Raw genomic sequence first — 24,878 nt, forward strand, 5'->3', positions numbered from 1 at the left:
ACCGGTTGTAGGGCTTCTACTTCGAACGCTGTAGGTATTTTTTACCCGGGGGGTTGATGTTCAATTCACAGATTGGGCACAAGCCTATGCGACAGACGGTGTAAAGTTATCTTTGGTCGTGCTAGTTTAATGTCAATTTTTCGTATGCGTGGGCAAAACGCCATTCAGAACATAGAGTTGGCGCCACGTTTTAAAGCGGTTTGCAAATAGCTAAGCCCCTTATTTTTCAGCATTTTTATAGAGGCACGGGATTACATGGAAATCGGTCTGCGCGAGTGGCTGATCGTCATCGGCATTATTGTCATTGCCGGTATTCTTTTCGACGGCTGGCGTCGCATGCGCGGCGGCAAGGGGAAACTGAAGTTTCGCCTGGATCGCAGCCTGTCGAACCTGCCCGATGAGGATGACAGCGCCGAACTGCTGGGCCCGCCGCGGGTGCTGGACACCCACAAGGAACCGCAGCTGGACGAACACGACTTGCCGTCGATGAGCGCACCTGTCCGCGAGCCACGGGAGTCGGGTTCCAAGCGCGGCAAGCGCAACAGCGAGCCGTCCCAGGGTGATTTGAACCTGAACCTCGACCTGGATGGTGGGCCGAGCTTCAGCAGTCGCGACGGCGACTTCCCGGACGAGACCAAGACCCCGAGCGCCGACAAGGACCAGGCCCAGGCTGAAGAAGTGCTGGTGATCAGCGTGATCTGCCGCGACCCGGCCGGCTTCAAGGGCCCGGCGTTGCTGCAGAACATCCTCGAAAGCGGCCTGCGTTTCGGCGAGATGGACATTTTCCACCGTCACGAAAGCATGGCCGGTAACGGCGAGGTGCTGTTCTCCATGGCCAACGCGGTCAAGCCCGGTGTGTTCGACCTCGACGACATCGATCATTTCAGCACGCCGGCGGTGAGCTTCTTCCTCGGTCTGCCGGGCCCGCGTCATCCCAAGCAGGCCTTCGACGTGATGGTGGCCGCGGCGCGCAAGCTGTCCCAGGAACTCAATGGTGAACTGAAGGATGACCAGCGCAGCGTGCTGACCGCCCAGACCATCGAGCACTACCGCCAGCGCATCGTCGAATTCGAGCGTCGGGCGCTGACCCAGAAGCGCTGAGCGATGATGGCTCTCCTGCCCAGAGAGCTTTGTGTGGCGAGGGAGCTTGCTCCCGCTGGGGTGCGAAGCACCCCCATGTATCAAGAAAATCGAGCAGCCTAGGCTGCTCTTTTGCTTTATGAGAGAACACCCATGAACGCCGTTGAAACCCGCATCCAAAAGCTGCGTACCGAGCTGGATCAGCACAACTACCGCTACCACGTCCTCGATGAGCCAAGCATTCCCGATGCCGAGTACGACCGCCTGTTCCACGAGCTCAAGGCCCTGGAAGAGCAGCATCCGGAACTGGTCACCAGCGACTCCCCGACCCAACGGGTCGGCAGCGTGGCGCTGTCGGCGTTCAGCCAGGTGCGCCACGAGATCCCGATGCTCAGCCTGGGCAACGCCTTCGACGAAACCACCATGCGTGAGTTCGACCGGCGGGTGACGGAAGGTCTCGACCTGCCCATGGGTGACTTGCTGGGCGGTGGCGCGGTGGTGGAGTACAGCTGCGAGCCGAAGCTCGATGGGCTGGCGGTCAGCCTGTTGTATCAGGACGGCATGCTGGTGCGCGGCGCCACACGCGGTGACGGCACCACGGGCGAGGACATCAGCGTCAATGTGCGCACCGTGCGCAACATTCCCCTCAAGTTGCAGGGCACGGGCTGGCCACCGCTGCTGGAAGTGCGCGGCGAGGTGTACATGTCCAAGGCCGGCTTCGAGCGCCTCAACGCCACGCAGTTGGAGGTGGGCGGCAAGACGTTTGCCAACCCGCGCAACGCGGCGGCCGGCAGCCTGCGTCAGCTCGATTCCAGGATCACGGCCAACCGTCCCCTGGAGTTCTGTTGCTACGGCATCGGCCAGGTGACGTCGGACATCGCCGACACCCACATCGGTAACCTCAAGCAACTCAAGGCTTGGGGCATGCCCATCAGCCGTGAGCTGAAACTGGCCCGCGGCATCGACGAATGCCTGGATTACTACCGTGACATCGGCGAGCGGCGCAACGCGTTGCCCTACGAGATCGACGGCGTGGTGTTCAAGGTCAACAGCATCGCCTCCCAGCGCGAGCTCGGTTTCCGCGCCCGGGAACCGCGTTGGGCCATCGCCCACAAGTTTCCCGCCACTGAAGAACTCACCGAGTTGCTGGACGTCGAGTTCCAGGTTGGCCGCACGGGCGCGGTGACTCCGGTGGCCCGACTCAAGCCGGTGAAAGTCGCCGGCGTGACCGTGGCCAACGCCACCCTGCACAACATGGACGAAGTGGCGCGCCTGGGCGTAATGATCGGCGACACCGTGATCATCCGCCGCGCCGGGGATGTGATCCCGCAGGTGGTGCAGGTCGTCACCGAGCGCCGTCCGGAAAACGCCCGCCCGGTGGAGGTGCCCCAGCAATGTCCCGTCTGCGGCTCCCACGTCGAGCGCACGCAATTGATCAAGCGCAGCAAGGGCCGCGAAACCGTCAGCGAAGGCGCGGTGTACCGCTGCGTCGGTCGCCTGGCCTGTGGCGCGCAACTCAAGCAGGCGATCATTCACTTCGTTTCGCGTCGGGCCATGGACATCGAGGGCCTGGGCGAGAAGAGCGTCGAGCAACTGGTGGATGAGGGGCTGGTGGGTTCGCCCGCCGATCTGTATGCCTTGACCTTCGAACAGGTGGTCGACCTGGAAGGCTTTGCCGAACTGTCGAGCAAGAACCTGCTGGCCGCCATCGTCGACAGCAAAAAACCAAGCCTGGCGCGGTTTATCTACGCCCTCGGTATTCCGGACGTGGGCGAGGAGACGGCCAAGGTCCTGGCCCGCTCCCTCGGTTCGCTGGAGCGCGTGCAGGCGGCCTTGCCCCAGGTGCTCACGTACTTGCCAGACGTCGGTCTGGAAGTCGCCCACGAGATCCACAGCTTCTTTGAAGACCCGCACAACCGCCAGGTGATCAAGGACCTGCTGCGCCATGGCCTCGAGATCCAGGACCAGGGCGAGTTGGGCGCCGAGTTTTCCGCCAGCACCACCCTGGGTGGCTTTCTCGACAAGTTGCACATTCCTTCGGTGGGGCCGGGCGGGGCGCAGAAACTGGCGGACAAGTTCGGCTCGCTCGAAGGCGTGATGAACGCCGATTGGCTGGACATGCGCCAGGCGCTGCCGGAAAAGCAGGCCAACGCCGTACGCGAGTTCTTCGCCATCGCCGCCAACCGTCAACAGGCCGAAGCGGCGCAACAGCAGTTGCGCGACTTCGGCATGCACTGGCAAAGCGAGAAGAAAGTCGTCGAAGGCTTGCCGGAGGCCGGGCACACCTGGGTGCTGACCGGTTCGCTGGAGCTGATGAGTCGTGACGTCGCCAAGGACAAGCTGGAGAGTCTGGGGGCGAAGGTGGCCGGTTCCGTGTCGGCGAAAACCCATTGCGTGGTGGCCGGGCCGGGGGCGGGTTCGAAATTGACCAAGGCCAATGAGCTGGGCCTCAAGGTACTCGACGAAGCGGCGTTCGTGGCTTTTTTGAGTCAGCATGGCATCACGGTTTAATCGTGAGGGCTCCCTCCGTGGCGAGGGAGCTTGCTCCCGCTCGGCGGCGCAGCCGTCGTAAAACCTCCTGACGCGGTCTGTCTGGTAGGTTGAGTCGTTCCGATTGGGGCGGCTGCGCCATCCAACGGGAGCAAGCTCCCTCGCCACGGTTTATTCAGTGTTGTGACGCAGCGCGGGGGAACGATCCGACACGGAGCATGATCTAGTCTTGCAAGCTCCAGGGAGAGATCGCCATGTACCGCTTCTTCGAACAACTGAGTTCACGCATCGCTGCGCCGTTCCTGGGCGATCGGTCACGTAACAGCAAGGTCTGGTCGTGCCGCTGCGGCCAGTCGTTGTTCTTTCGCAACAGCCAATGCCTGGCCTGCCTGGCGGCCCTGGGGTATCAACCCGAGCAGAGTCGCTTGTCGTCCCTGCAGCCCGCTGAGCAGCCCGACACCTGGACGCTGGATGCCGATCCGCAAGCCGGGTTGTTCCGCCGTTGCGCCAACCTCGACACCCCGGCGGCCTGCAATTGGCTGCTGCCGGACAATGGGCGCGATACCCTGTGCATCGCCTGCAGCCTGAACCGCACCATCCCCGACCTGTCGATTCCGGAAAACCCTGAGCGCTGGCGCAAGGTCGAGACCGCCAAGCGTCGGCTGGTCGCGCAACTGATAACCTTTGGCTTGCCGGTCATCCCGAAAACCGTCGACGAAAACATCGGCCTGGCTTTCGACTTCATCGGCGTCGACCCCGACGGCAAATCGCCGATGACCGGCCATGCCAGCGGGCTGATCACCCTCGACATCAAAGAGGCGGACGATGCTCATCGTGAGTACGTGCGCCAGCAGATGCGCGAGCCGTATCGCACCTTGCTCGGGCATTTTCGTCATGAGGTGGGGCATTACTACTGGGATCGACTGATTGCCAACAGCCACTGGCTCGAGGCGTTTCGCGAGTTGTTCGGCGATGAGCGCGCCAGCTACGCCGAAGCCCTGGAACGCCACTATCAGCAAGGCGCGCCGCAGGATTGGCAAACCCGCTACGTCAGCGCCTACGCCACCATGCACCCTTGGGAAGACTGGGCGGAAACCTGGGCCCATTACCTGCACATGATGGATGCGGTAGACACCGCCCTGGGCTTCGGCATGAGTGCCCGGGAGATGGATTTCGACTACCAGCCGTTCCCGCCCGAGACCTTGTACGACCCCGAACACACTGGCGGCGCGGCTTTCCTCTCGTTCGTCAACGCCTGGATCGAACTGGCCGGCATGCTCAACGAGTTGTCCCGCAGCATGGGCCAGCCGGATTTCTACCCGTTCGTCGTGCCGGCGGCGGTGATCACCAAACTGCATTTCATCCATCTGGTGATCCAGGAAGAGGGTGGTCGGGCGGATGAGGTGTTGTTGTAGTTTTCTGTGGAGGCCGCTTGCAACCCTGTTGAATGTACCGACGCCTTCGCGCGCAAGCTCGCTCCCACACACACGAAGCGCAGATCCCCCTGTGGGAGCGAGCTTGCTCGCGATAGCGACAGGTCAGCTTGCGATCATGCCGGATGGGCCGACTTCATCGCAGACACGCTTTGTTCCCATAGCAAGTACTTGAACATCTTCAGTTTTTTAATCCGCCGCGAACGGTTGTAACTTCTTGCCAGATAGGTACAATGGCGCGGCTCGCCGTCAGGCGGGCGTCGTTATGGTGACCCCATCGGTCCCCCCGCAACGATTACCCGTGAACCTGGTCAGATCCGGAAGGAAGCAGCCACAGCGGGAACATTGTGTGCCGGGGTGTGGCTGGTGGGGTTGCCTCCATAACGCCCAAGCCTTCGTTCGCAAGGTTTGCCAACTTCAAAATTTCTTGTTGTTTTGCTGATCGATACCGATCGGTGCTTTCTGCTGCCCAGGCTTTGGCCGGACAGGGGCAATCGAGCTTCAACGTCAACAAGCAGGCCGGTCCTGTGCAATGACAGGACCGGGCCCTGGGGTCAGTACTGAGTCTTCACGTACTCAGCAATCGGCTCTTGCAAAAGATCCTGTGGATGATCCCCGCCGAAAGTCGCCCATTTGCTTTTGCCGGACAAGATCGCAGACCCCAGCGGCTGTGCGCCAGTCGGGCCATAAATAGCGAGCTTCACTTCAATCTTGTCGGGGAGGCCCGACCATTCCGTGGCGCGTTCTTCCCAGTGCAGGATTTCCGGGATGACGTAGTAGCCCGAAGGGCTGTTCTGTCTCAGGCAGCTCAACTCACGGCACGCGCCCATTACCGTCACGCGGTTGGTGTAGTAAGAGAAGGCCGTCTTGACGGCGGCAGCTGTCATATCGCCGGAGGCAGGGTAGGGCGTCGTTTCGTAGCGTCCGTCGACCGGTATGGCGATGGTGACGGGCATTTGTCGATCAAGTTTTCCCGGGTTGGGGAATACGTCTTGTTGCGCGTATTTGGCGGTGCAGCCGGTGGCGAGTATCGAGACCAGAATGATCGAAAGTTTATGCACGGAGTCCCCTGGGATTTTGTTGTGTCGACGAGTCGGTGGGCGTCATCGGGACGCAGGAATCAGCGCGTTGATAGTCCGGGTTCGTGGCAAGAGATGTCAACGTGACATTATGTCGTGCGTCATCCTCGGAATTGGGCAGGCGAGCAAAGAGAAGCCTGGCCTGTCTCGCCTCGACAGGCCAGGCTGCTCTTTCACTGGGTCAAGGCTTGGACAAGGCCTGGTCGACCGCTGCGATCAGCTTTCCCAGGTCCTTCGGGGTGGCTTTGTGTATGACACCGAACAGGTACGCCCGCTGTTCGTCCTCATCGGCCATGTCGGTAAAAAAGGCCTTCAGTTGCACATCCAGCACATTGGCAAGCAGGAACAAGGCTTCGACGCTGGGGGTGTAGGTGCCGGTTTCGAAGCGGCTGATGGTTTTAGGGTCAAAACCGGTTTTTTCGCCAAGTTCAGCCTGAGTAAGCCCCGCTACTTTGCGGTAGCGTCTGATGGCCGGACCCAAACTTGAAATTTGCATCGCTTAATTCCCATTTAGAATCAAGAACTTAACGATAGATTTTCGCATTAGGCAACCGCGTGATCCATCACCTTGCTTTGCAAAATGTGATGTGTTTCGTAGAATCGGCCTTTGGCACGGGTATTTGGTGACCTGCTTTTCGAAGCCGAGGTGTATGCAGAGGCCGGGCCTTGTGTTCTTGCCACGATACAAGGCAAGGGCTGAAGCTCTCCCTTGGCATCGCCAGGGCCCGCGCTCCAGCTTCTCTCAGAGTGTTTGAGCCTAGTTGATTTTCGCCTGTCTTGAAGGCGGTGCAACCGCGCGCGACAAATGAGCCTGACTCATGGATGACTGCTTCGATGGATAAGAAGTACCGCAGGGCCGTTGACGCCGCCGCGATTTTTTCCGAGACCGATCTGAGCGGGCGCATCACCTACGTCAACGATCAATTTTGCAGTCTTTTCGGTTACCGGCGCGATGAGCTGCTGGGCGCGAACCATCGCCTGCTCAATTCCGGCCAGCACCCTGGCGAGTTCTTCAGCGCCATGTGGAGCACCATTGCCCTGGGCCAGGTCTGGAAAGGGGAAATCTGCAATCGGGCCAAGGACGGTACGCTGCACTGGGTCGACACCACCCTGGTGCCGGTGATCGACGACGAGACAGGCCGAATCGAGCGCTACCTGGCGATTCGCTTCGATGTCAGCGAAAAGCGTCGCCTGCTGCATTCGTTGCAATGGCGGGTCGGTCACGATGTGCTGACCGGCCTGCCCAATCGTACTTATCTGTCGGATCTGCTGGACCAGGCCCTGGAGTTTTCCCGTGCGGAGAACCTGCCCCTGGCGGTGTGTATGCTCGACCTCGATGGCTTCAAGGCGGTCAATGACGGCTATGGTCACGCCAGCGGTGATCGACTGTTGGTGGAGGTCGCCAGGCGCCTGCGCAGCATTGTGCGTGGCGAGGACGTGGTGGCGCGGCTGGGCGGGGATGAGTTCGTGCTGGTGTTGCGCCATGTGCGTGGGATGGAAGAGCTGCATGCCGCGTTGAATCGGGTGTTGATCGCCGTCTCCATGCCGTATGCCATTGACGGCAAGGACATCAAGGTCTTCGCCAGTATTGGCGTCACGTTGTTCCCGTGGGACAACGAAGACGCCGAGACCCTGTTGCGTCACGCCGACCAGGCGATGTACGTGGCCAAGCAAAGCGGTCGCAATCGTTTCCACTTGTTCGATGTGTCCCGGGACAAGGAGGTGCGGGCCACTTACCAGACAGTCGAGCGGGTCCGCCAGGCACTGGCCGATAACGAACTGCGGCTGCATTTCCAGCCCAAGGTCAATATGCGTCATGGCACCGTGGTCGGCCTGGAGGCGCTGCTGCGCTGGAAGCATCCGCAACGTGGCCTGGTACCGCCTCGGGAATTCTTGCCCCTGGTGGAGGAGACTGACCTGATCGTCGAGATCGGCGAGTGGGTCATGGAACAGGTCTTGACTCAGTTGCAACAATGGCAGCAGGCGGGGCAGGGCTGGCCGGTGAGCATCAATATCTCGGCGCGGCATTTCCAGCGGGCGGATTTTGTCGAGCGGCTGCGACAGGTGTTGGAGCGGCATTCGGCGGTGCCGCCACGGCTGTTGGATCTGCAGATTGTCGAGTCCGTCGCCGTGGAGAACCTGGCCCACGTCAGCGCCTGCCTCCAGGCGTGCCAGGCGCTGGGCGTGGGGTTTTCCCTGGGCGGTTTCGGCACCGGCTACTGCTCGCTCAACGACCTCAAGCACCTGCGCACGCAAACCATCAAGATCGACAAGACCTTCGTGCGCGACATTCTCGATGACCGCGACGACCTGGCGCTGACCGAAGCGGTGATCGGCCTGGCTCGGGCGTTTGGCCGCGAGGTGGTCGCCGAAGGGCTGGACAGCCTGGAGCATGGCCAATTGTTGCTGCGCCTGGGCTGTGAGGTGGCACAAGGTTATTTCATCGCCCGGCCCATGCCGTCCGAACAGATACCCGGCTGGGTGCAGGGGTTCGTTCCGCCGTCGCAATGGCAGCAGCGGCCAGGCGATCAGGGCGAGGGCGCCTCGCTCTCGGCCCGTGATGCTTCACTGCGGCCGGTGTAGAGCTGGATGATCGCGTCGATTTCCCCGGACGTCTTCATGTTCAGCAATGTCCTCAGAATGTGCTGTGCGGGAATGCTCGGATCGTTGCGCACATAACAGCTCAACCGCTGTTCCTGCAGGACAGCCACCTCATGAAGTTGGCGATCAGCGGTATGGCGTTGATTGAACCAGTCCAGCGCCCATTGATTACTGATCCCATAGCGATAACGCCCGGCCAACAGTTTCGCCAGCACTTGTTCCTGGCTGCGGGCATCGTCGCGGTGCAGTTGACCGGCGTCGAACAAGGGTTGCAAGGTCGGGTAGCTGTAGCCGAGCACCGTGCCGATGGGTTGGGGCGACAGCGTTGTTGGCGTTACCGTCGCGGGTACGCTTGTGGTGGCGACGAGCAGGTCACGTTGGAAAAACAACGGGATGCTCCACAGATAATCACCATTGTCCTTCACCCAGTCAGGGCTGACATAGCAACGCATGTCGATCTCGCCGTGTTTCATGGCACCGTCGAGCCGGGCGCGGGAGAGGACGTGGAATTGCGCCGGCTTTCCTATCTGGGTCGCCAGGCTGGTCATGATGTCGGGAATGATGCCCTGGGTCGGGCGGCCTCGTTCGATCTGCACCATGGGCATCGCCCAGCCATCGGTAATGGCGAAACGCAAGGGGGCTTCCTCGGCAAGACAACCGGTACTCAACAACAGCAAAGCCCCCATGGCTGAGCGCATAAACTCTCCTGACTGTGTAAAACCGTGTCGACAACAAGCCCCCTGGCCTAGCTTAGTCACATTAGACGAGCACACCGGATGCAATTTCGCCCCTGCTCCGCTAGCATTAGCCGCTTATGTTCCTTCGTTGCGACGGTTTTCGATGAGTTATCAGGTTCTTGCACGTAAATGGCGTCCGCGCTCGTTCCGCGAAATGGTCGGCCAGACCCATGTGCTCAAGGCTCTGATCAATGCCTTGGACAGCCAGCGGCTGCACCACGCCTACCTGTTCACCGGTACCCGGGGCGTGGGCAAGACCACCATCGCGCGGATCATTGCCAAGTGCCTGAACTGTGAAACCGGTATCACTTCGACACCTTGTGGCGAGTGTTCGGTCTGCCGGGAAATCGACGAGGGCCGCTTCGTCGACCTGATCGAGATCGACGCCGCCAGCCGCACCAAGGTCGAAGACACCCGCGAACTGCTCGACAACGTGCAATACGCCCCGAGCCGTGGGCGCTTCAAGGTCTACCTGATCGACGAAGTGCACATGCTCTCCAGCCATTCCTTCAATGCGCTGCTCAAGACCCTCGAAGAACCGCCGCCCTACGTCAAGTTCATCCTGGCGACCACCGACCCGCAGAAACTTCCTGCAACGATTCTGTCGCGGTGCCTGCAGTTCTCCCTGAAAAACATGACGCCGGAGCGGGTGGTCGAGCACCTGACCCACGTATTGGGCGTCGAAAACGTGCCATTCGAAGACGATGCGCTGTGGCTGTTGGGCCGCGCCGCCGATGGTTCGATGCGCGACGCCATGAGCCTGACCGACCAGGCCATCGCTTTCGGTGAAGGCAAGGTCATGGCCGCCGATGTCCGAGCCATGCTCGGCACCCTCGATCACGGCCAGGTCTATGACGTCTTGCATGCGCTGATCGAAGGCGATGCCAAGGCGCTGCTCGAGGCGGTGCGTCACCTGGCCGAGCAGGGCCCGGACTGGAATGGCGTACTCTCGGAAATCCTCAACGTGCTGCACCGTGTCGCCATTGCCCAGGCCCTGCCTGAAGGCGTCGACAACGGCCATGGCGACCGTGATCGCGTACTGGCCCTGGCCCAGGCGCTGCCGGCCGAAGACGTGCAGTTCTATTACCAGATGGGCCTGATCGGCCGTCGCGACCTGCCCCTGGCACCGGATCCGCGAGGCGGCTTCGAAATGGTCCTGCTGCGAATGCTGGCGTTCCGGCCAGCCGACACGGCGGACGCCCCGAGGCAAACGCTAAAGCCAGTGGGGATCAGCCAGGCCACAGCTGATTCCGCCAAGCCAGTGGCTGCCGCGCCCGTCGTTGCGCCGGCAGTGACTTCGGCTCCGGCAGCGGTGGCACCTGTACCCCAGCCGGTGCCGGCGCCTGTTGTCGCGACGCCCGAGCCGGAACCCGAGCCGGTCGTCGAGGCACTGCCCGAGCCTGTCGCCGAAGAAGTCGTCGACCTGCCTTGGAACGACCCGGTCGAGCCGCCAGTGGTCCAGCAGCCGGTCGTCGAGCCCGTGTTGGAAACCGTCGCCGAGCAGCCCGAGTTGCCGCCGATGCCCCTGCCGACGCCCGACAGCGTGGTCCCCGATGCGCCGGAATGGGTCGCAGCGCCCGTGCCCGAGCCGACGGTGGCCGACGTCGATATCGCCACGCCAGGCATCGACCTGGACGACGAGCCGCCGCTGGATGAGGATTACATCGAGCCGGACATGGACTCGGCGTACAGCTACCTGGACGACCTGGCCAGCGAGCACGCCGCTGAGCCGACCCCGGAGCCCGAGCCGGAACCGGCGGCGATGCCGGCCACCGGGCTGGCCCTGCAATGGCTGGAACTGTTCCCTAAACTGCCGATCAGCGGCATGACCGGCAGCATTGCCGCCAACTGCACGCTGATGGCCGTGGAAGGCGACCACTGGCTGCTGCACCTGGACCCGGCCCACAGCGCACTGTTCAACGCGACCCAGCAACGTCGCCTCAACGATGCACTGAACCAGTACCACGAGCGGACCCTGACGCTGACCATCGAGCTGATCAAGCCCGAGCAGGAGACTCCGGCTCAGGCCGCGTCCCGCCGCCGTGCCGACCGTCAGCGCGAAGCCGAGGAGTCGATCCACGGTGATCCATTCATCCAGCAGATGATGCAACAGTTCGGCGCCGTGGTCCGTCACGATACTATCGAACCTGTCGAGGCCCCGGTCACCCAGGGCTCATAACTGAAGGCGCCGGGCCGAACGGGCCGGGCGTGTTGTTTATCCAAGTACTTTCGAGGTGATTCCCATGATGAAAGGTGGCATGGCCGGCCTGATGAAGCAGGCGCAGCAGATGCAGGAAAAAATGGCCAAGATGCAGGAAGAACTGGCCAACGCCGAAGTTACCGGCAAATCCGGTGGCGACATGGTGACCGTGGTCATGACCGGTCGTCACGACATCAAGCGTGTCAGCATCGACCCAAGCGTGGTCGAAGGCCTGAGCGAAGATGACAAGGAAATGCTCGAGGCCCTGTTCGCCGCCGCCGTCAATGACGCGGTGCGCAAGATCGAAGCCAACAGCCAGGACAAGATGTCCGGCATGACCGCGGGCATGCAACTGCCACCGGGCATGAAACTGCCGTTCTGATTCGCCATCCCGGTCGGGATGGGCTACACACAATGCCAGGCATCGCGCCTGGCATTTTTGTTTCTGTCATAGGCGCGAGCGGTGGTAGAAATCATACCTGTGGGAGCAAGGCTTGCCCGCGATGAACGATGGCGCGCCGCTCCGACACACCGAGGTGTCTGTATCGCGGGCAAGCCTTGCTCCCACAAGTGCCCGCTGAACAAACATCGAACGCTGCCCCCTCGGCAAGGGTCTGCTCCCTATACGTGCCACTCAACGATCAAGGAGACGCTTCCATGTCACAAGCATCGACCACCAGCCAGCGCATCGTCCTGGCCTCTCGCCCCCACGGCGCCCCGACCCCGGAGAATTTCCGCCTGGAGCAGGTGACCCTGCCGGACCTGGCACAGGGGCAGATCCTGCTCAAGACGCTGTTCCTGTCCCTGGACCCCTACATGCGTGGGCGCATGAGCGATGCACCTTCCTACGCCGCGCCGGTGGAAATCGACGAGGTGATGACCGGCGGCGCTGTCAGCCGCGTGGAGCGTTCGATGCACCCGAAATTCCAGGAGGGTGATCTGGTGGTGGGCGCCACGGGTTGGCAGAGCCACAGCATCAGCGATGGGCGCAACGTGATGCCCATCCCCTCCGGGCTGCCCAGCCCGTCGATGGCTTTGGGTGTACTGGGCATGCCGGGCATGACCGCTTACATGGGGCTGATGGACATTGGCCAGCCCAAGGCCGGGGAAACCCTGGTGGTCGCGGCCGCCTCGGGTGCCGTGGGCTCGGTGGTCGGCCAGGTGGCGAAGATCAAGGGCCTGCGTGTCGTCGGGGTCGCGGGCGGCAACGAGAAATGCAAGTACGTGGTCGATGAGCTGGGCTTTGATGCCTGTGTCGATCACAAGAGCGCCAATTTTGCCGAAGAACTGGCGCGGGCCTGTGACAAGGGCATCGATATCTATTACGAAAACGTCGGCGGCAAGGTCTTCGATGCCGTCGTGCCGTTGCTCAACGCCAAGGCGAGGATCCCGCTCTGTGGCCTGATCGCCTCCTACAACGATCATCAAGCACCGAGCGGTCCGGATCGCTTGCCGCAACTGCAGCGCACCTTGCTGACCAAGCGCGTGCGGATCCAGGGGTTTATTGTGTTCGACGACTACGGTGACCGTCAGCCGGAGTTCATCAGTGCCATGGCCCCTTGGGTGCGCGATGGCAAGGTCAAGTTCCGTGAGGACGTGGTCGATGGCTTGGAAAATGCGCCACAGGCGTTTATCGGCCTGTTGGAAGGGCGCAACTTCGGCAAGTTGGTGGTGCGGGTCGCGCAGGATTGAGTATTTGACGCTAACCGGAGGCGCGGGTATAAACCGCGTCTCGTTGTTATGTCGGACATTTCCTCCATGAGCTTCAGCCCTTTGATTCGCCAACTGATCGATGCCCTGCGAACGTTGCCGGGTGTGGGTCAGAAAACTGCCCAGCGCATGGCGTTGCAATTGCTCGAGCGTGATCGCAGCGGCGGTTCACGCCTGGCCCAGGCCCTGAGCCAGGCCATGGAAGGCGTAGGGCATTGCCGTTTATGCCGCACCCTCACCGAAGACGACCTCTGCCCGCAATGCGCCGACCCGCGTCGGGACGACACCTTGCTCTGCGTAGTGGAGGGGCCGATGGATGTGTATGCGGTGGAGCAGACCGGTTTTCGTGGCCGTTACTTCGTGCTCAAGGGCCATTTGTCCCCGCTCGACGGCTTGGGGCCGGAAGCCATCGGCATTCCACAGTTGATCGCGCGGATCGAAGAGGCGGGCACGTTCACGGAAGTCATCCTCGCCACCAACCCGACGGTCGAAGGCGAAGCCACCGCCCATTACATCGCCCAGCTGCTGAACAACAAAGGCCTGGTCGCCTCCCGCATCGCCCACGGCGTGCCACTGGGAGGGGAGCTTGAGTTGGTGGACGGTGGAACGCTGGCGCATTCGTTTGCGGGCCGTAAGCCGATCGCGTTGTAACCGCTACCCCATACCCTGTGGGAGCGAGCTTGCTCGCGATAGCGGTGGATCAGTCAACATCCATGCGACTGATAAACCGCTATCGCGAGCAAGCTCGCTCCCACAGGTTTGATGGTTGCCTGGCAATTATTTTTCGCTGAGGGAGAACTGCGTCAGGCAGAACGTCGGGATCCCCATGTCTTCCAGGCGTTGGGAGCCGAGCAGTTCCGGCAAGTCAATGATCGCTGCGGCCTCGTGGACCTTGGCGCCCATGCGGCGGATCAGGTTGGCGGCGGCGATCAGCGTGCCACCAGTGGCGATCAGGTCATCGAACATCACCACCGAATCCCCCTCGCACAGGCTGTCGGCATGCACTTCAAGGAAGGCTTCGCCGTATTCGGTCTGGTATCCCTCGGCCAGCACGTCGGCCGGCAGTTTGCCTTGCTTGCGGAACAAGACCAGCGGTTTGTTCAACTGATAGGCCAGGATCGAACCGATCAGGAAACCGCGGGCATCCATCGCGCCAATGTGAGTGAACTCGGCCTCGACATAGCGGTGGGCGAAACTGTCCATGACCAGGCGCAGGGCGGTCGGGGATTGGAACAGTGGGGTAATGTCGCGAAAGATCACGCCGGGCTTGGGGAAGTCGATCACGGGGCGGATCAGGGATTTGATGTCGAAGGAGTCAAAGACCATCGTGGAGGTGTCCTGGCAGGGCTGCAAACGCGGCAGTATAGCGCGGCGAGGCAAATCCCTCAGCCGCGCTCGTCCATCAGCCGTCGATCGAGCCGCCGGCCAGGGCGCAGAGCTGGATCGGGTCGAGGATGTGAATTTCCTTGCCTTCGGCGGCAATCAATTCGTTCTGCTGGAAACGGGTGAACACCCGGGACACGGTTTCCACCGCCAGGCCCAGGTAATTGCCGATTTCGTTGCGCGACATGCTCAGGCGGAACTGGTTGGCCGAGAACCCGCGGGCGCGGAAGCGTGCAGAGAGGTTGACCAGGAAGGTGGCGATGCGCTCGTCGGCGGTTTTTTTCGAGAGCAGTAGCATCATCTGCTGATCGTCACGGATTTCCCGGCTCATGACCCGCATCAACTGGCGACGCAGTTGCGGCAACTGTAGGGCCAGCTCGTCCAGGCGGTCGAAGGGAATTTCGCACACCGAGGTGGTTTCCAGTGCCTGGGCCGAGACCGGATGGGTCTCGGTGTCCATGCCGGACAGGCCTACCAGTTCGCTGGGCAGGTGGAAACCGGTGAGCTGCTCTTCGCCGCCATCGCTCAAGTTAAAGGTTTTCAAGGCGCCCGAGCGCACCGCGTAGACGGAATCGAAGGTGTCACCCTGGCGAAACAGGAATTCACCTTTTTTCAACGGGCGGCCCCGTTTAACGATTTCGTCCAACGCCTCCATGTCCTCCAGATTCAATGAAAGTGGCAGGCACAGCGGGGCCAGGCTGCAATCCTTGCAGTGGGCCTGGTTGTGGGCGCGCAGTTTGACTGGCTCGGACATTTCTTCAATCCTTGTGGGAAAACACACATAGGCCGTAAGGGTACCCCAGCGTAGGCACTCCGGCCAGTGCGGTTTCGTCGTCAAATTGTCGCGCTCAGATAACTCGGGAGAAGCGCTGCCGATTGTGCTGCTCCAGATAGGCATCGAAGACCATGCACACGGATCGCACCAGCAGGCGCCCGGCGGGCAGGACTTTGATGTGCGTGTTGTCGAGCTCGATCAGGCCGTCCTTGGCCATGGCCTGCAATTGCGGCCATAGCGGCGCAAAATATCCGCCAAAATCGATATTGAAGGTTTGCTCGATCTCGGCGAAGACCAGGTTGAAATGACAAATCAATTGCTGGATCACCGCACGCCGCAGCCGGTCGTCGGCGTTGCATACCCAGCCGCGACTGGTCGCCAGTTGCCCGTCGGCGAGGGTGTTCTGGTAATGGTTCAGGTCGCTGCTGTTCTGGCAATACAGGTCGCCGATCTGGCTGATGGCCGACACGCCGAGGCCGATCAGGTCGCAATGGCCATGGGTGGTGTAGCCCTGGAAGTTGCGCTGCAACGTGGCCTCTTCCTGGGCGATGGCCAGCTCGTCGTCGGGCAGGGCGAAGTGGTCCATGCCGACGTAGCGGTAGCCGGCGGCGGTCAGTTGTTCGATAGTGCCCTGCAGCATCGCCAGTTTCTGTTCCGGGTTCGGCAAGTCCTGGCTGTTGATGCGCCGCTGGGGCATGAAGCGTTCCGGCAGGTGGGCGTAATTGAACACCGAGAGCCGGTCCGGTTGCAGGTGGATGACTTCCTCGACGGTGCGGGCGAAGTTGTCCGGGGTCTGCTTGGGCAGGCCGTAGATCAGGTCAATGTTGATCGAACGGAACTGCAAGGTTCGGGCAGCCTCGACCACCGCGCGGGTTTCTTCCAGGCTTTGCGGGCGATTGACGGCACGCTGCACCGCCGGGTCAAGGTCTTGCAGGCCGATGCTGACCCGATTGAACCCCAGTTCACGCAACAGCCCCATGGTCGACCAGTCGGCCTCCCGGGGATCGATCTCGATGCCGTAGTCGCCGGAATCGTCGTCCAGCAGGTTGAGGTGCTTGCGCAGCGTGGCCATCAGTTGGCGCAGCTCGTCGTGGCTGAGGAACGTCGGGGTGCCGCCGCCAAAGTGCAGCTGTTCCACGGGCTGGGTAGGGTCCAGGTGGCAGCCGATCAACTGGATTTCCTGTTCCAGGCGTTGCAGATAGGCGTGGGCGCGGCCACGGTCCTTGGTGATGACCTTGTTGCAGGCGCAGTAGTAACAGATGTTTGCGCAGAACGGCACGTGCACATACACCGACAGTGGTCGCCGGGCCTTGCGGCTGTCACGCAGGGCATGGAGCAGGTCGAAGGTGCCCACCTGGCCGCCGAACTGCGCCGCAGTCGGGTACGAGGTGTAGCGTGGTCCCGCCAGGTCGTAGTGGCGGATCAGGTCTGAGTCCCAACGGATGGCGTCGAGCATGCGGGTGTTCCCCGGGTAGGCTGGCATGGGGCGAGTCTAGGGGGGGAGGCGCGGGGTGGTCTTGATTTGTGTCAACGAGCGCGCTGCGCAGAAAGGGTGTGCAAGGCTTTTGAAGACGATACATGACCTGTGGGAGCCGAGCTTGCTCGCGATGGCGGTGGTTCAGCTGACATCAGCGTTGGATGTGCCGCCGTTATCGCGAGCAAGCTCGGCTCCCACATTCAGTGGCCCATGAGCCAATGCTGATGCGGCCCCGGCAGTGTCCAGATCCCGAAAACAATCACCAACAGCCCGCCGGCCATGCGCACGCTGCGTTTGCGCAGCAGGGCGGTGATGCGCTCGGCGGCCAGGCCAGTGGCGAGCAGCACCGGCCAGGTGCCCAGGCCGAAGGCGAGCATCAGCAGGGCGCTGTCCAGGGCATTACCCTGGCTGGCGGACCATAGCAGGGTGCTGTAGACCAGCCCGCACGGCAGCCAGCCCCATAGGGCACCGAGCAGCAAGGCCCGGGGCAGGCTCGACACCGGCAGCAAGCGGTTGGCGACGGGTTGGATGTGCCGCCACAAGCCACGTCCCACGCTTTCGATGCGGGTCAGGCCGCTCCACCAGCCCGCCAGGTACAGGCCCATGGCAATCAACAGCAAGCCGGCCAGCACCCGCATGATCATCGCTGCTGGACTGTTGGACACGGCCCAACCGGCCAGGCCGATCAGCAGCCCGGCGGTGGCATAGCTCAGGATTCGTCCCAGGTTGTACGCCAGCAGCAACCGAAAGCGGCGGCTGCGCTGTTCCTTGGGAATCGCCAGGGTCAGGGCGCCCATCAGGCCGCCGCACATGCCCAGGCAATGACCGCCGCCCAGCAGGCCAAGGATAACGGCCGAAACCAGCAGTGGCGCCAGGTCAAGCATGGGGTGGGGCCTTGTCGTCCGGCTTGCGGACTTCGCCACTGGCTTCGTCCACCGCCGCCTTGTGGTGCGGGTCCTGATCGTCGAACAAGATGCTATGGGCCGGACCGTCGAGGTCGTCGTACTGTCCGCTGTCCACGGCCCAGAAGAAAATGTACACGGCGATGGCCACGATCAGCAGCGCGGCCGGGATCATCACGTAAAGAGCTGGCATGTTGGAACTCCATGCCCGCGCGGCTCAGGCCGGCAGCGGGCGGGTATCGGGCGTGGCGGTGAAAACCTGCGCCTTGGGCTGACGCGTCAGCCTCAGGGCATTCAACACCACGGTCAACGAACTGATGGACATGCCGACCGCGGCCCACACCGGTGTAATCCAGCCGAGGGCGGCGAACGGCAACATGAGGCCATTGTACAGCCCGGCCCACACCAGGTTCTCGACGATCACCCGGCGAGTGCGTCGAGCCAGGTCGAAGGCGTGGATCAGGGCGTCGAGGCGGTTGGACAGCAGCACGGCGTCGGCGCTGGTCTTGGCCAGATCGGTGGCCGAGCCCATGGCGACACTGATGTCCGCCGCCGCCAGCACGGGCACGTCGTTCACGCCATCCCCGAGCATCAGCACCTTGCGGCCCTGTTGGTGCAATTGCTGCAACACCGCCAGTTTGTCGTCCGGGCGCAGGCCGCCCCGGGCCTCGTCGATGCCCAGTTCGGCGGCGACGCTGGCAACCATCGGCGAACTGTCGCCCGACAGCAGCAGCGTTCGCCAGCCCCGCGCCTTGCAGGCCGCCAGCAGGGTCGGGGCGTCGACGCGCAAGCGGTCATCGAGGACAAACCAGGCCAGCGGCCCGAGCTCATCGCCCAGCAACAGCCATTGCCCGGCTTCTTCCGGCATCTGCGGTATGGCCGCGCCACTCAGTTCGCAGACAAAACCGGGCTGGCCGATGCGCAGGCGTTGTTCGGCCACGAGGCCTTCCAGCCCCAGCCCCGGGGTGCTTTGCACCTGCTCGGCGGCCATTGGCGCGCGGCCAAAAGCACGGGCGATGGGGTGTTCCGAGCGGTTTTCCAGGGCCGCGGCCAAGCCCAGGCAGTGATCGCTGTCGAGGGTCGCCAGTGGCCGAATGGCGCGCAACGCCAGGCGGCCTTCGGTGAGGGTGCCGGTCTTGTCGAAAATGACCGTGTCGATCTGGTTCAGGCCCTCCAGTACATGGCCGCGCGTCAGCAGCAGGCCAAGTTTGTGCAAGGTACCGGTGGCTGCGGTGAGGGCGGTCGGCGTGGCGAGGGACAATGCACAGGGGCAAGTGGCGACCAGCATCGCCAGGACGATCCAGAAGGCTCGCGAGGCATCCAGTTGCCACCACAACAGGCCGATTGCCGCCGCCGCGACCAGGGAGAACAGCAGGAACCATTGGGCGGCGCGATCGGCGATCTCCGCCAATCGCGGTTTCTCGGCCTGGGCCCGCTCCAGTAGGCGAACGATGGCCGACAACCGGGTGTCTTGGCCGAGGGCCAGCACCTCGACGGTCAAGGCGCCTTCGACGTTCAGCGTGCCCGCGGTGACCGCATCGCCCACCTGCCGAGCTTGTGGCAGGTATTCACCGGTCAGCAGGGATTCGTCGATGCTGGACTGCCCCTCGAGGATTCTGCCATCAGCCGGCAGGACCGCCCCGGGATGCACCAACACTCGGTCGCCGGTGCGCAATTCGCTGAGCAGGATGCGTTCGCTCTGGCCATCGTCCGCCAGGCGCAGGCACGAGGCCGGTAACAGATTGACCAGTTGGGCGGTGGCGGCGGCCGTGCGCTCCCGGGCCCGGCGCTCCAGGTAACGGCCGGCCAGCAGGAAAAGGGCGAACATGCCCACGGCATCGAAGTACAACTCGCCAACGCCAGTGATCGACGTCCAGATCCCGGCAATGTAGGCGCTGCCAATGGCCAGGGACACGGAAACGTCCATGGTCAGGTGGCGGGTGCGTAGGTCGCGCATGGCGCCTTTGAAGAATGGCGCGCAGCTGTAGAACACGATGGGCGTGGTGAGAAACAAGGCGACCCAGCGCAGGATGGTGTGCATCTCCGGGCTCAGGTCGATGTTGAATTCCGGCCAGGTGGCCATCGTCGCCATCATCGCCTGGAACCACAACAGGCCGGCCACGCCTAACTGGCGCAGGGCCAGGCGGTTTTGTGCGGCGAGTTGCTCGCACGCCTGGTCGGCCTGGTACGGGTGGGCGACGTAGCCGATCTGGCGCAGTTCGGCGAGCAGCGTGCTCAGCGGCAACTGGGCGTCGGCCCAGCGCACATGCAGGCGATGATTGGACAGGTTCAATCGCGCCTCGGCCACGGCCGGCAGGCTGCGCAGCTGTTTTTCGATCAACCAGCCGCAGGCGGCGCAACTGATGCCTTCCATCAACAGGGTGGTTTCGGCCAATTCGCCCTCATGACGCACGAACGACTGCTGCACGTCAGGGCGATCGTACAGCGCCAGTTCATCGGTCAACTGGACGGGCAGGGTCTCGGGATTGGCCGACGCTTCACTGCGATGCAGGTAATAGCTTTCCAGGCCACCGGCGACAATGGCCTCGGCCACCGCCTGGCAGCCCGGGCAGCACAGCTCGCGGGTTTCACCGAGGACAACGGCGGTGAAGCGACTGCCAGGAGGGACGGGCAGGGCGCAGTGGTAGCACGGCTGTGGAGTGGTCATGGTTGTCGCATGAAGGCCTTTTTGGCTGGGGCGTTTGCTGGTTTATGGGCGCTGTTGTGGCGAGGTAGCTTGCTCCCGCTCGGCTGCGTAGCAGTCGTAATCGGGTGAGCCGGTCACACGAAGAACGGGGCCGCTTCGCGACCCAGCGGGAGCAAGCTCCCTCGCCACAGAGAAGCGATTTATTTCTTCAGGTCTTCAGCGCCTTGCAGCGGTTCATCGCCGAGCAGGATGTCCTGGTCGTGGTTGATCTGTTCTTCTTCGAACAGGCGCCAGGTCTTGTCGTTCTCCACCCCCAGCAATTCGACAAAGCGCCGGCCTTCGATCTTGTCCGTCAACTGGCCGACGTAGCGCCCCGGTTCGCTGTCGTTGCGGGTCAGGACGATCTTGCGGTCCTTCTCCGGCTGGGTCGGTGAGATCAGGCTCAGTTCCAGGGTCTGGGGGCGGCTGTCGCCGTTCAGGCGCAGGTTCACTTCGCCGGTCACGTCATCCAGTTGCACGTTGGCATGCAGTTGCAGGGTCTGGGCCAGCAGTTCGCGCTCCAGCGAGCGGTTGATGCCCTTGCCGGCTTCGTAATAGTTGTCGTTGACCAGGTTGTCCGGGTTCTTCACCGCAATGGTCACCATCGTCAGGCTCAGTGTCACCGAACAGCTCAGGATCGCGATGATGATCCACGGCCAGAGGTGCTTGTACCAAGGGCTGGTGGCGGTTGCTGCAGGCATGTTCAGTTCTCTCAACGAGTTTGTGGGCCGATGAACCGGCTCTTGGCTTCGACATGTACGCTTTCGTCATCGGCGTCCTTGAGGATGAAGGTCACCTCGTTGGTGCTCGATGGCAGTTGCTCCGGTGCGCTGGACAGCTCAACCGGCTGGCTGTAGATCTCGCCGGCCGCGACCTTGATTTCCCGACGGCCTTGCAGCTTGAGGTCGGGCAGGCCTGAGGCTTCCAGGACGTACGTATGGTCGCGTTGGTCTTTGTTCATGATCTTCAGGCTGTAGACGTTCTCGATCCGGCCTTCGGCGTTTTCGCGGTACAACACGCGGTCCTTGCTGACGTCGAACCCCACCAGCGAACGCATGAAGAATGCCGCCGCCAGCAAGCTGATCATGGTCAGCAGCACCAAGGCGTAACCGATCAGGCGTGGGCGCAGTTTATGGGTTTTCTGCCCCGACAGGTTGTGTTCGGTGGTGTAGCTGATCAGGCCGCGCGGGTAGTCCATCTTATCCATGATGCTATCGCAGGCGTCGATGCAGGCTGCGCAGCCAATGCACTCGACCTGCAAGCCGTCGCGAATGTCGATGCCGGTCGGGCAGACCTGGACGCACATGGTGCAGTCGATGCAGTCCCCAAGGCCCAGGGCCTTGTAGTCCACACCTTTCTTGCGCGGGCCACGGCTTTCGCCACGACGCGGGTCGTAGGACACGATCAAGGTGTCCTTGTCGAACATCACGCTTTGGAAGCGCGCGTAAGGGCACATGTAGATGCACACCTGCTCGCGCAGCCAGCCGGCGTTGCCATAGGTGGCGAGGGTGAAGAAGCCGATCCAGAAATACGACCAGCCATCGGCCTGGCCGGTAAAGAACTCGAACACCAGTTCGCGGATCGGCGTGAAGTAACCGACGAAGGTCACGCCGGTGGCGAAGCCGATCAGCAGCCACAGGCTGTGCTTGGCGAACTTGCGCAGGAATTTGTTGGCGCCCATGGGGGCCTTGTCGAGCTTGATGCGCTGGTTGCGATCGCCTTCGGTGACTTTTTCGCACCACATGAAGATCCAGGTCCACACGCTTTGTGGGCAGGTGTAGCCGCACCACACCCGTCCGGCATAGACCGTGATGAAGAACAGGCCAAATGCCGCAATGATCAGCATCCCCGACAGCAGGATGAAATCCTGGGGCCAGAACGTCGCACCGAAAATGAAGAACTTGCGTTCCGGCAGGTTCCACCAGACGGCCTGATGGCCGCCCCAGTTCAACCAGACCGTACCGAAATACAGCAGGAACAAGAACGCTCCGCCCAGCATCCGCAGGTTACGGAACAGACCGGTGAAGGCGCGGGTGTAGATTTTTTCCCGAGAGGCATACAGGTCGACGCTTTTGTTCGCGTCCTTGGCAGGCGGGGTAACGTCATGTACCGGAATCTGGTTGCTCATCAATTGCATCCCACGGCAGTGGAAAAGTGCCGGGGTCAGTACGTGCCGACCACGGTCAGAAAGGGTATTGCAGTGGCGCAATGATACGCCTGTCGCTCTGGCTCAAGGGTGCGACCTTTGGTCGCGTTGGGCGCCTGCCCAGAATGGTGTAGCGGATGTAACAAGTCATGACCCAGATCAATTGACTATTGTAGGAGCTGCCGTCTCAAGCGGGTGGACTGGATGACCATGGGTTGAGCACCGCCACGCCGCTGCTCTGGAAATCATTCACGTTGCGGGTGACTACGGTCAGTCCGTGGACCAGCGCAGTGGCGGCAATCAGTGCATCGCATTCATTGCTGCGATCCGGAACGTGCAGGCGAGCGCAGCGCAGCGCGACGGCGCGGTCGACCGCCAGGATTCTTCCGGCGAATGCGGGCATGACATGGTTGTCCAGCCATGCGCGCAGGTGGCTGCCTTGCACCGGGTCCTTGCGTTCGAACCGCAACACGCCGGTTTCCAATTCCAATACGGTAATCGCCGAAAGGTAAAGGCTGGGGGCGGGCACGCCACGCGCCCAGGCCTGTACATTCTTATCGGCTTGAGGCTTGCGCAGTTCCGAGATGACGTTAGTGTCGAGCAGGTACATCAGGACAGGTCCACCGGTCGAGGAGAGATGACGGCACGGTCGGTATCGAAATCAATATCCGGCGTGTCGGGCATGACCAGCAACTCGACAATGCTGGTGCCGATGCCGGTCAGTTTCTGGTACTCCTCAATGCTTAGCAGCACATGGGCCGGCTTGCCACGGTCGGTAATGATGACCGGCCCCTGGCGGGTGGCTTTTTTGGCACCACTTGTGTCGTGGTTGAATTCGCGGCTGGAAATAGTGGTGATGGACATGGCGGCGTCCTCAATAAAAATGAATGTAGGCACGTTACTACCGCTACTGATTGCGGGCAAGATAAAACAATTTCGTCCTGTCGCACCGGCAAACAAAAAGGCCCCGTCAACGTTGGTTGACGGGGCCTTTGGTGCATCAGGCGTTGGCTTTACTGGGCGTCAGCCGCAGGTGCTTTCTCGCCGTGAGACAGGCTGTAGACATAGGCGGCCAACAAGTGGACCTTGTCGTTGCCTTGCAGGTCGGCCTGGGCCGGCATCTGGCCCTGGCGACCGTAGCGGATGGTCTGCTGCAGTTGGGCGAAGCTCGAACCGTAGATGAAACCGGCCGGATGCGTCAGGTCAGGTGCGCCCATGGCGGGCGTGCCCTTGCCGGCAGGACCGTGGCAGGCCACGCAGTTGGCCGCGAACAGTTTCTGGCCGTTGGCCGGGTCGGCCTTGGCGCCTTCCGGCAGCTTGCGACCGTGCAGGCTGGTCACCAGGTAGGAAGCCACGTCGGCCACGCCTTGTTCACCCACCACGGCAGCCCAGCCCGGCATCACGGCGTGACGGCCGCCCATGATGGTGGTCTTGATGGTTTCCGGCTCGCCGCCCCAGCGCCAGTCGGCGTCGGTCAGGTTGGGGAAGCCATAGGCACCCTTGGCGTCGGAACCGTGGCAGACCGAGCAGTTGGAGGCGAACAGGCGGCCACCCATCTTCAGGGCTTGCGGGTCCTTGGCGACTTCTTCGATCGGCATGGAGGCGAACTTGGCGAAAATCGGACCGAACTTGGCGTCCGAGCGAGCCATTTCCTTTTCCCACTCGTGAACGCCTGTCCAGCCGGTCTGGCCGTTGGCGAAGGCGGTCTGCTTTTCGTTGTCCAGGTAGTTATAGCCTGGCAGCAGGCCTTTCCAGTTGCCCAGGCCAGGGTAGAGCACCAGGTAACCGAGGGCGAACACGATGGTGCCCACGAACAACATGAACCACCATTTCGGCAGCGGGTTGTCGTACTCCTCGATCCCGTCGAAGGAGTGGCCAACCGTCTCTTCGGTGGCTTCGCTGCGCTGGCCCTTGCGGGTCGACAGCAGCAGCCAGGTCAGGGCGAAGATCGTACCCAGACTGAGGACTGTGACGTACAGACTCCAGAACGTAGTCATTCTTTGTTACTCCTAGAAGCTTGCTCGACGTGCTTGATGGCCTCGGGATCATCCGCGAACGGCAGCAAGGTCGCGTCGTCAAACTCCGACTTGCGCTTGGGGCTGAACACCCACAAGGCCAGGCCGATAAAGGCCGCCATCACGACGACGGTGCCCAGGCCACGAATCATCCCGATATCCAT

The 24,878-nt window shown here is 62.2% G+C and carries 23 protein-coding genes and 1 other RNA gene; 9 read left to right on the plus strand and 15 right to left on the minus strand.

Annotation, left to right across the window (positions count from 1 at the left end):
- Positions 1-255 precede the first annotated feature (255 nt).
- The 4 genes from zipA (at position 256) to ffs (ending at position 5,375) form a co-directional block, all read left to right on the plus strand.
- Entirely contained in the window at positions 256-1,101 is an 846-nt protein-coding gene (gene zipA / locus IB266_RS01640; protein WP_092166671.1) for a cell division protein ZipA, read from the plus strand.
- A 132-nt stretch (positions 1,102-1,233) separates the two neighbouring features.
- Positions 1,234-3,591, plus strand: coding sequence for an NAD-dependent DNA ligase LigA (gene ligA, locus IB266_RS01645; RefSeq protein WP_192259758.1), 2,358 nt, complete (start codon positions 1,234-1,236; stop codon positions 3,589-3,591).
- 233 nt (positions 3,592-3,824) lie between these two features.
- The gene (locus tag IB266_RS01650; RefSeq protein ID WP_192259760.1) at positions 3,825-4,985 is read left to right on the plus strand and encodes a putative zinc-binding metallopeptidase; all 1,161 of its coding nucleotides are present in this window, start codon (positions 3,825-3,827) and stop codon (positions 4,983-4,985) included.
- Between the two features lie 293 nt (positions 4,986-5,278).
- An RNA gene (ffs, locus tag IB266_RS01655) (signal recognition particle sRNA small type) lies at positions 5,279-5,375 on the plus strand.
- A gap of 182 nt (positions 5,376-5,557) precedes the next feature.
- Here ffs and IB266_RS01660 read toward each other — a convergent pair.
- Both IB266_RS01660 and IB266_RS01665 read right to left on the minus strand, forming a co-directional pair.
- The gene (locus IB266_RS01660) at positions 5,558-6,064 is read right to left on the minus strand and encodes a DUF4823 domain-containing protein (protein ID WP_192259762.1); all 507 of its coding nucleotides are present in this window, start codon (positions 6,062-6,064) and stop codon (positions 5,558-5,560) included.
- A gap of 199 nt (positions 6,065-6,263) precedes the next feature.
- On the minus strand, positions 6,264-6,578 hold the full coding sequence (locus IB266_RS01665) for a helix-turn-helix domain-containing protein (RefSeq protein WP_192259764.1): 315 nt from the start codon (positions 6,576-6,578) through the stop codon (positions 6,264-6,266).
- Between the two features lie 338 nt (positions 6,579-6,916).
- On the opposite strand from IB266_RS01665, the gene IB266_RS01670 reads away from it, so the two are divergent.
- Positions 6,917-8,665 carry a putative bifunctional diguanylate cyclase/phosphodiesterase gene (locus IB266_RS01670; protein WP_192259766.1) on the plus strand — a complete coding sequence of 583 codons (1,749 nt, stop codon included), beginning with the start codon at positions 6,917-6,919 and terminating at the stop codon, positions 8,663-8,665.
- Here the strand turns inward: IB266_RS01670 and IB266_RS01675 are convergent.
- On the minus strand, positions 8,611-9,381 hold the full coding sequence (locus IB266_RS01675) for a substrate-binding periplasmic protein (protein WP_192259768.1): 771 nt from the start codon (positions 9,379-9,381) through the stop codon (positions 8,611-8,613). The two genes, IB266_RS01670 and IB266_RS01675, sit on opposite strands and share 55 nt — an antisense overlap.
- Before the next feature lie 142 nt (positions 9,382-9,523).
- Between IB266_RS01675 and dnaX the strand changes: the two genes are divergently transcribed.
- The 4 genes from dnaX to recR all read left to right on the plus strand — a co-directional run bounded on the left by dnaX (position 9,524) and on the right by recR (position 13,981).
- A complete protein-coding gene (gene dnaX, locus IB266_RS01680; protein ID WP_192259770.1) occupies positions 9,524-11,599 on the plus strand; it encodes a DNA polymerase III subunit gamma/tau in 2,076 nt (691 codons plus the stop codon).
- A gap of 64 nt (positions 11,600-11,663) precedes the next feature.
- On the plus strand, positions 11,664-12,002 hold the full coding sequence (locus IB266_RS01685) for a YbaB/EbfC family nucleoid-associated protein (protein ID WP_003183512.1): 339 nt from the start codon (positions 11,664-11,666) through the stop codon (positions 12,000-12,002).
- Between the two features lie 275 nt (positions 12,003-12,277).
- The gene (locus tag IB266_RS01690; RefSeq protein WP_192259772.1) at positions 12,278-13,312 is read left to right on the plus strand and encodes an NADP-dependent oxidoreductase; all 1,035 of its coding nucleotides are present in this window, start codon (positions 12,278-12,280) and stop codon (positions 13,310-13,312) included.
- A gap of 66 nt (positions 13,313-13,378) precedes the next feature.
- Positions 13,379-13,981: a recombination mediator RecR gene (gene recR / locus IB266_RS01695; RefSeq protein WP_060743061.1), complete on the plus strand. Its 603-nt coding sequence runs from the start codon at positions 13,379-13,381 to the stop codon at positions 13,979-13,981.
- A 126-nt stretch (positions 13,982-14,107) separates the two neighbouring features.
- On the opposite strand, the gene IB266_RS01700 is transcribed toward recR, so the two are convergent.
- The 12 genes from IB266_RS01700 to IB266_RS01755 all read right to left on the minus strand — a co-directional run bounded on the left by IB266_RS01700 (position 14,108) and on the right by IB266_RS01755 (position 24,878).
- Positions 14,108-14,656, minus strand: a complete 549-nt coding sequence (locus tag IB266_RS01700; protein WP_003183509.1) for an adenine phosphoribosyltransferase — start codon at positions 14,654-14,656, stop codon at positions 14,108-14,110.
- A gap of 76 nt (positions 14,657-14,732) precedes the next feature.
- A complete protein-coding gene (fnr, locus tag IB266_RS01705) occupies positions 14,733-15,467 on the minus strand; it encodes a fumarate/nitrate reduction transcriptional regulator Fnr (protein WP_060738437.1) in 735 nt (244 codons plus the stop codon).
- A 94-nt stretch (positions 15,468-15,561) separates the two neighbouring features.
- Positions 15,562-16,944, minus strand: coding sequence for an oxygen-independent coproporphyrinogen III oxidase (hemN, locus tag IB266_RS01710; protein ID WP_192259774.1), 1,383 nt, complete (start codon positions 16,942-16,944; stop codon positions 15,562-15,564).
- 221 nt (positions 16,945-17,165) lie between these two features.
- Positions 17,166-17,849 carry a sulfite exporter TauE/SafE family protein gene (locus tag IB266_RS01715; protein ID WP_072407868.1) on the minus strand — a complete coding sequence of 228 codons (684 nt, stop codon included), beginning with the start codon at positions 17,847-17,849 and terminating at the stop codon, positions 17,166-17,168.
- Entirely contained in the window at positions 17,842-18,060 is a 219-nt protein-coding gene (gene ccoS / locus IB266_RS01720; RefSeq protein WP_192259776.1) for a cbb3-type cytochrome oxidase assembly protein CcoS, read from the minus strand. The genes IB266_RS01715 and ccoS overlap by 8 nt, the downstream gene beginning before the upstream one ends.
- A 24-nt stretch (positions 18,061-18,084) precedes the next feature.
- Complete coding sequence (locus tag IB266_RS01725) at positions 18,085-20,535, minus strand: heavy metal translocating P-type ATPase (protein ID WP_192259778.1); 2,451 nt, start codon at positions 20,533-20,535, stop codon at positions 18,085-18,087.
- A gap of 179 nt (positions 20,536-20,714) precedes the next feature.
- Positions 20,715-21,254 (minus strand): FixH family protein, encoded by a 540-nt coding sequence (locus IB266_RS01730; protein WP_060738432.1) that lies wholly within the window; start codon positions 21,252-21,254, stop codon positions 20,715-20,717.
- A gap of 11 nt (positions 21,255-21,265) precedes the next feature.
- Positions 21,266-22,681: a cytochrome c oxidase accessory protein CcoG gene (gene ccoG / locus IB266_RS01735; protein WP_192259780.1), complete on the minus strand. Its 1,416-nt coding sequence runs from the start codon at positions 22,679-22,681 to the stop codon at positions 21,266-21,268.
- 205 nt (positions 22,682-22,886) lie between these two features.
- On the minus strand, positions 22,887-23,309 hold the full coding sequence (locus IB266_RS01740) for a type II toxin-antitoxin system VapC family toxin (RefSeq protein ID WP_060738430.1): 423 nt from the start codon (positions 23,307-23,309) through the stop codon (positions 22,887-22,889).
- Positions 23,309-23,563: a type II toxin-antitoxin system Phd/YefM family antitoxin gene (locus IB266_RS01745; RefSeq protein WP_192259782.1), complete on the minus strand. Its 255-nt coding sequence runs from the start codon at positions 23,561-23,563 to the stop codon at positions 23,309-23,311. Before IB266_RS01745 ends, IB266_RS01740 begins: the two co-directional genes overlap by 1 nt.
- 149 nt (positions 23,564-23,712) lie before the next feature.
- Positions 23,713-24,696 (minus strand): cytochrome-c oxidase, cbb3-type subunit III, encoded by a 984-nt coding sequence (gene ccoP / locus IB266_RS01750; RefSeq protein WP_060738428.1) that lies wholly within the window; start codon positions 24,694-24,696, stop codon positions 23,713-23,715.
- Entirely contained in the window at positions 24,693-24,878 is a 186-nt protein-coding gene (locus tag IB266_RS01755; RefSeq protein ID WP_192259784.1) for a cbb3-type cytochrome oxidase subunit 3, read from the minus strand. The genes ccoP and IB266_RS01755 overlap by 4 nt, the downstream gene beginning before the upstream one ends.

Origin of the sequence: Pseudomonas sp. Pdm06, from assembly GCF_014851795.1 — a bacterium.
In the GTDB taxonomy this organism is placed as follows: domain Bacteria; phylum Pseudomonadota; class Gammaproteobacteria; order Pseudomonadales; family Pseudomonadaceae; genus Aquipseudomonas; species Aquipseudomonas fluorescens_AA.

What these genes read in the sequence shown, in the direction of transcription:
- zipA (WP_092166671.1), top strand. Translation starts at nt 256, where the DNA reads ATGGAAATCGGTCTGCGCGAGTGGCTGATCGTCATCGGCATTATTGTC.
- ligA (WP_192259758.1), top strand. Translation starts at nt 1,234, where the DNA reads ATGAACGCCGTTGAAACCCGCATCCAAAAGCTGCGTACCGAGCTGGAT.
- IB266_RS01650 (WP_192259760.1), top strand. Translation starts at nt 3,825, where the DNA reads ATGTACCGCTTCTTCGAACAACTGAGTTCACGCATCGCTGCGCCGTTC.
- IB266_RS01665 (WP_192259764.1), bottom strand. Translation starts at nt 6,578, where the DNA reads ATGCAAATTTCAAGTTTGGGTCCGGCCATCAGACGCTACCGCAAAGTA.
- IB266_RS01670 (WP_192259766.1), top strand. Translation starts at nt 6,917, where the DNA reads ATGGATAAGAAGTACCGCAGGGCCGTTGACGCCGCCGCGATTTTTTCC.
- IB266_RS01675 (WP_192259768.1), bottom strand. Translation starts at nt 9,381, where the DNA reads ATGCGCTCAGCCATGGGGGCTTTGCTGTTGTTGAGTACCGGTTGTCTT.
- dnaX (WP_192259770.1), top strand. Translation starts at nt 9,524, where the DNA reads ATGAGTTATCAGGTTCTTGCACGTAAATGGCGTCCGCGCTCGTTCCGC.
- IB266_RS01685 (WP_003183512.1), top strand. Translation starts at nt 11,664, where the DNA reads ATGATGAAAGGTGGCATGGCCGGCCTGATGAAGCAGGCGCAGCAGATG.
- IB266_RS01690 (WP_192259772.1), top strand. Translation starts at nt 12,278, where the DNA reads ATGTCACAAGCATCGACCACCAGCCAGCGCATCGTCCTGGCCTCTCGC.
- recR (WP_060743061.1), top strand. Translation starts at nt 13,379, where the DNA reads ATGAGCTTCAGCCCTTTGATTCGCCAACTGATCGATGCCCTGCGAACG.
- IB266_RS01700 (WP_003183509.1), bottom strand. Translation starts at nt 14,656, where the DNA reads ATGGTCTTTGACTCCTTCGACATCAAATCCCTGATCCGCCCCGTGATC.
- fnr (WP_060738437.1), bottom strand. Translation starts at nt 15,467, where the DNA reads ATGTCCGAGCCAGTCAAACTGCGCGCCCACAACCAGGCCCACTGCAAG.
- hemN (WP_192259774.1), bottom strand. Translation starts at nt 16,944, where the DNA reads ATGCTCGACGCCATCCGTTGGGACTCAGACCTGATCCGCCACTACGAC.
- IB266_RS01715 (WP_072407868.1), bottom strand. Translation starts at nt 17,849, where the DNA reads ATGCTTGACCTGGCGCCACTGCTGGTTTCGGCCGTTATCCTTGGCCTG.
- ccoS (WP_192259776.1), bottom strand. Translation starts at nt 18,060, where the DNA reads ATGCCAGCTCTTTACGTGATGATCCCGGCCGCGCTGCTGATCGTGGCC.
- IB266_RS01725 (WP_192259778.1), bottom strand. Translation starts at nt 20,535, where the DNA reads ATGACCACTCCACAGCCGTGCTACCACTGCGCCCTGCCCGTCCCTCCT.
- IB266_RS01730 (WP_060738432.1), bottom strand. Translation starts at nt 21,254, where the DNA reads ATGCCTGCAGCAACCGCCACCAGCCCTTGGTACAAGCACCTCTGGCCG.
- ccoG (WP_192259780.1), bottom strand. Translation starts at nt 22,681, where the DNA reads ATGAGCAACCAGATTCCGGTACATGACGTTACCCCGCCTGCCAAGGAC.
- IB266_RS01740 (WP_060738430.1), bottom strand. Translation starts at nt 23,309, where the DNA reads ATGTACCTGCTCGACACTAACGTCATCTCGGAACTGCGCAAGCCTCAA.
- IB266_RS01745 (WP_192259782.1), bottom strand. Translation starts at nt 23,563, where the DNA reads ATGTCCATCACCACTATTTCCAGCCGCGAATTCAACCACGACACAAGT.
- ccoP (WP_060738428.1), bottom strand. Translation starts at nt 24,696, where the DNA reads ATGACTACGTTCTGGAGTCTGTACGTCACAGTCCTCAGTCTGGGTACG.
- IB266_RS01755 (WP_192259784.1), bottom strand. Translation starts at nt 24,878, where the DNA reads ATGGATATCGGGATGATTCGTGGCCTGGGCACCGTCGTCGTGATGGCG.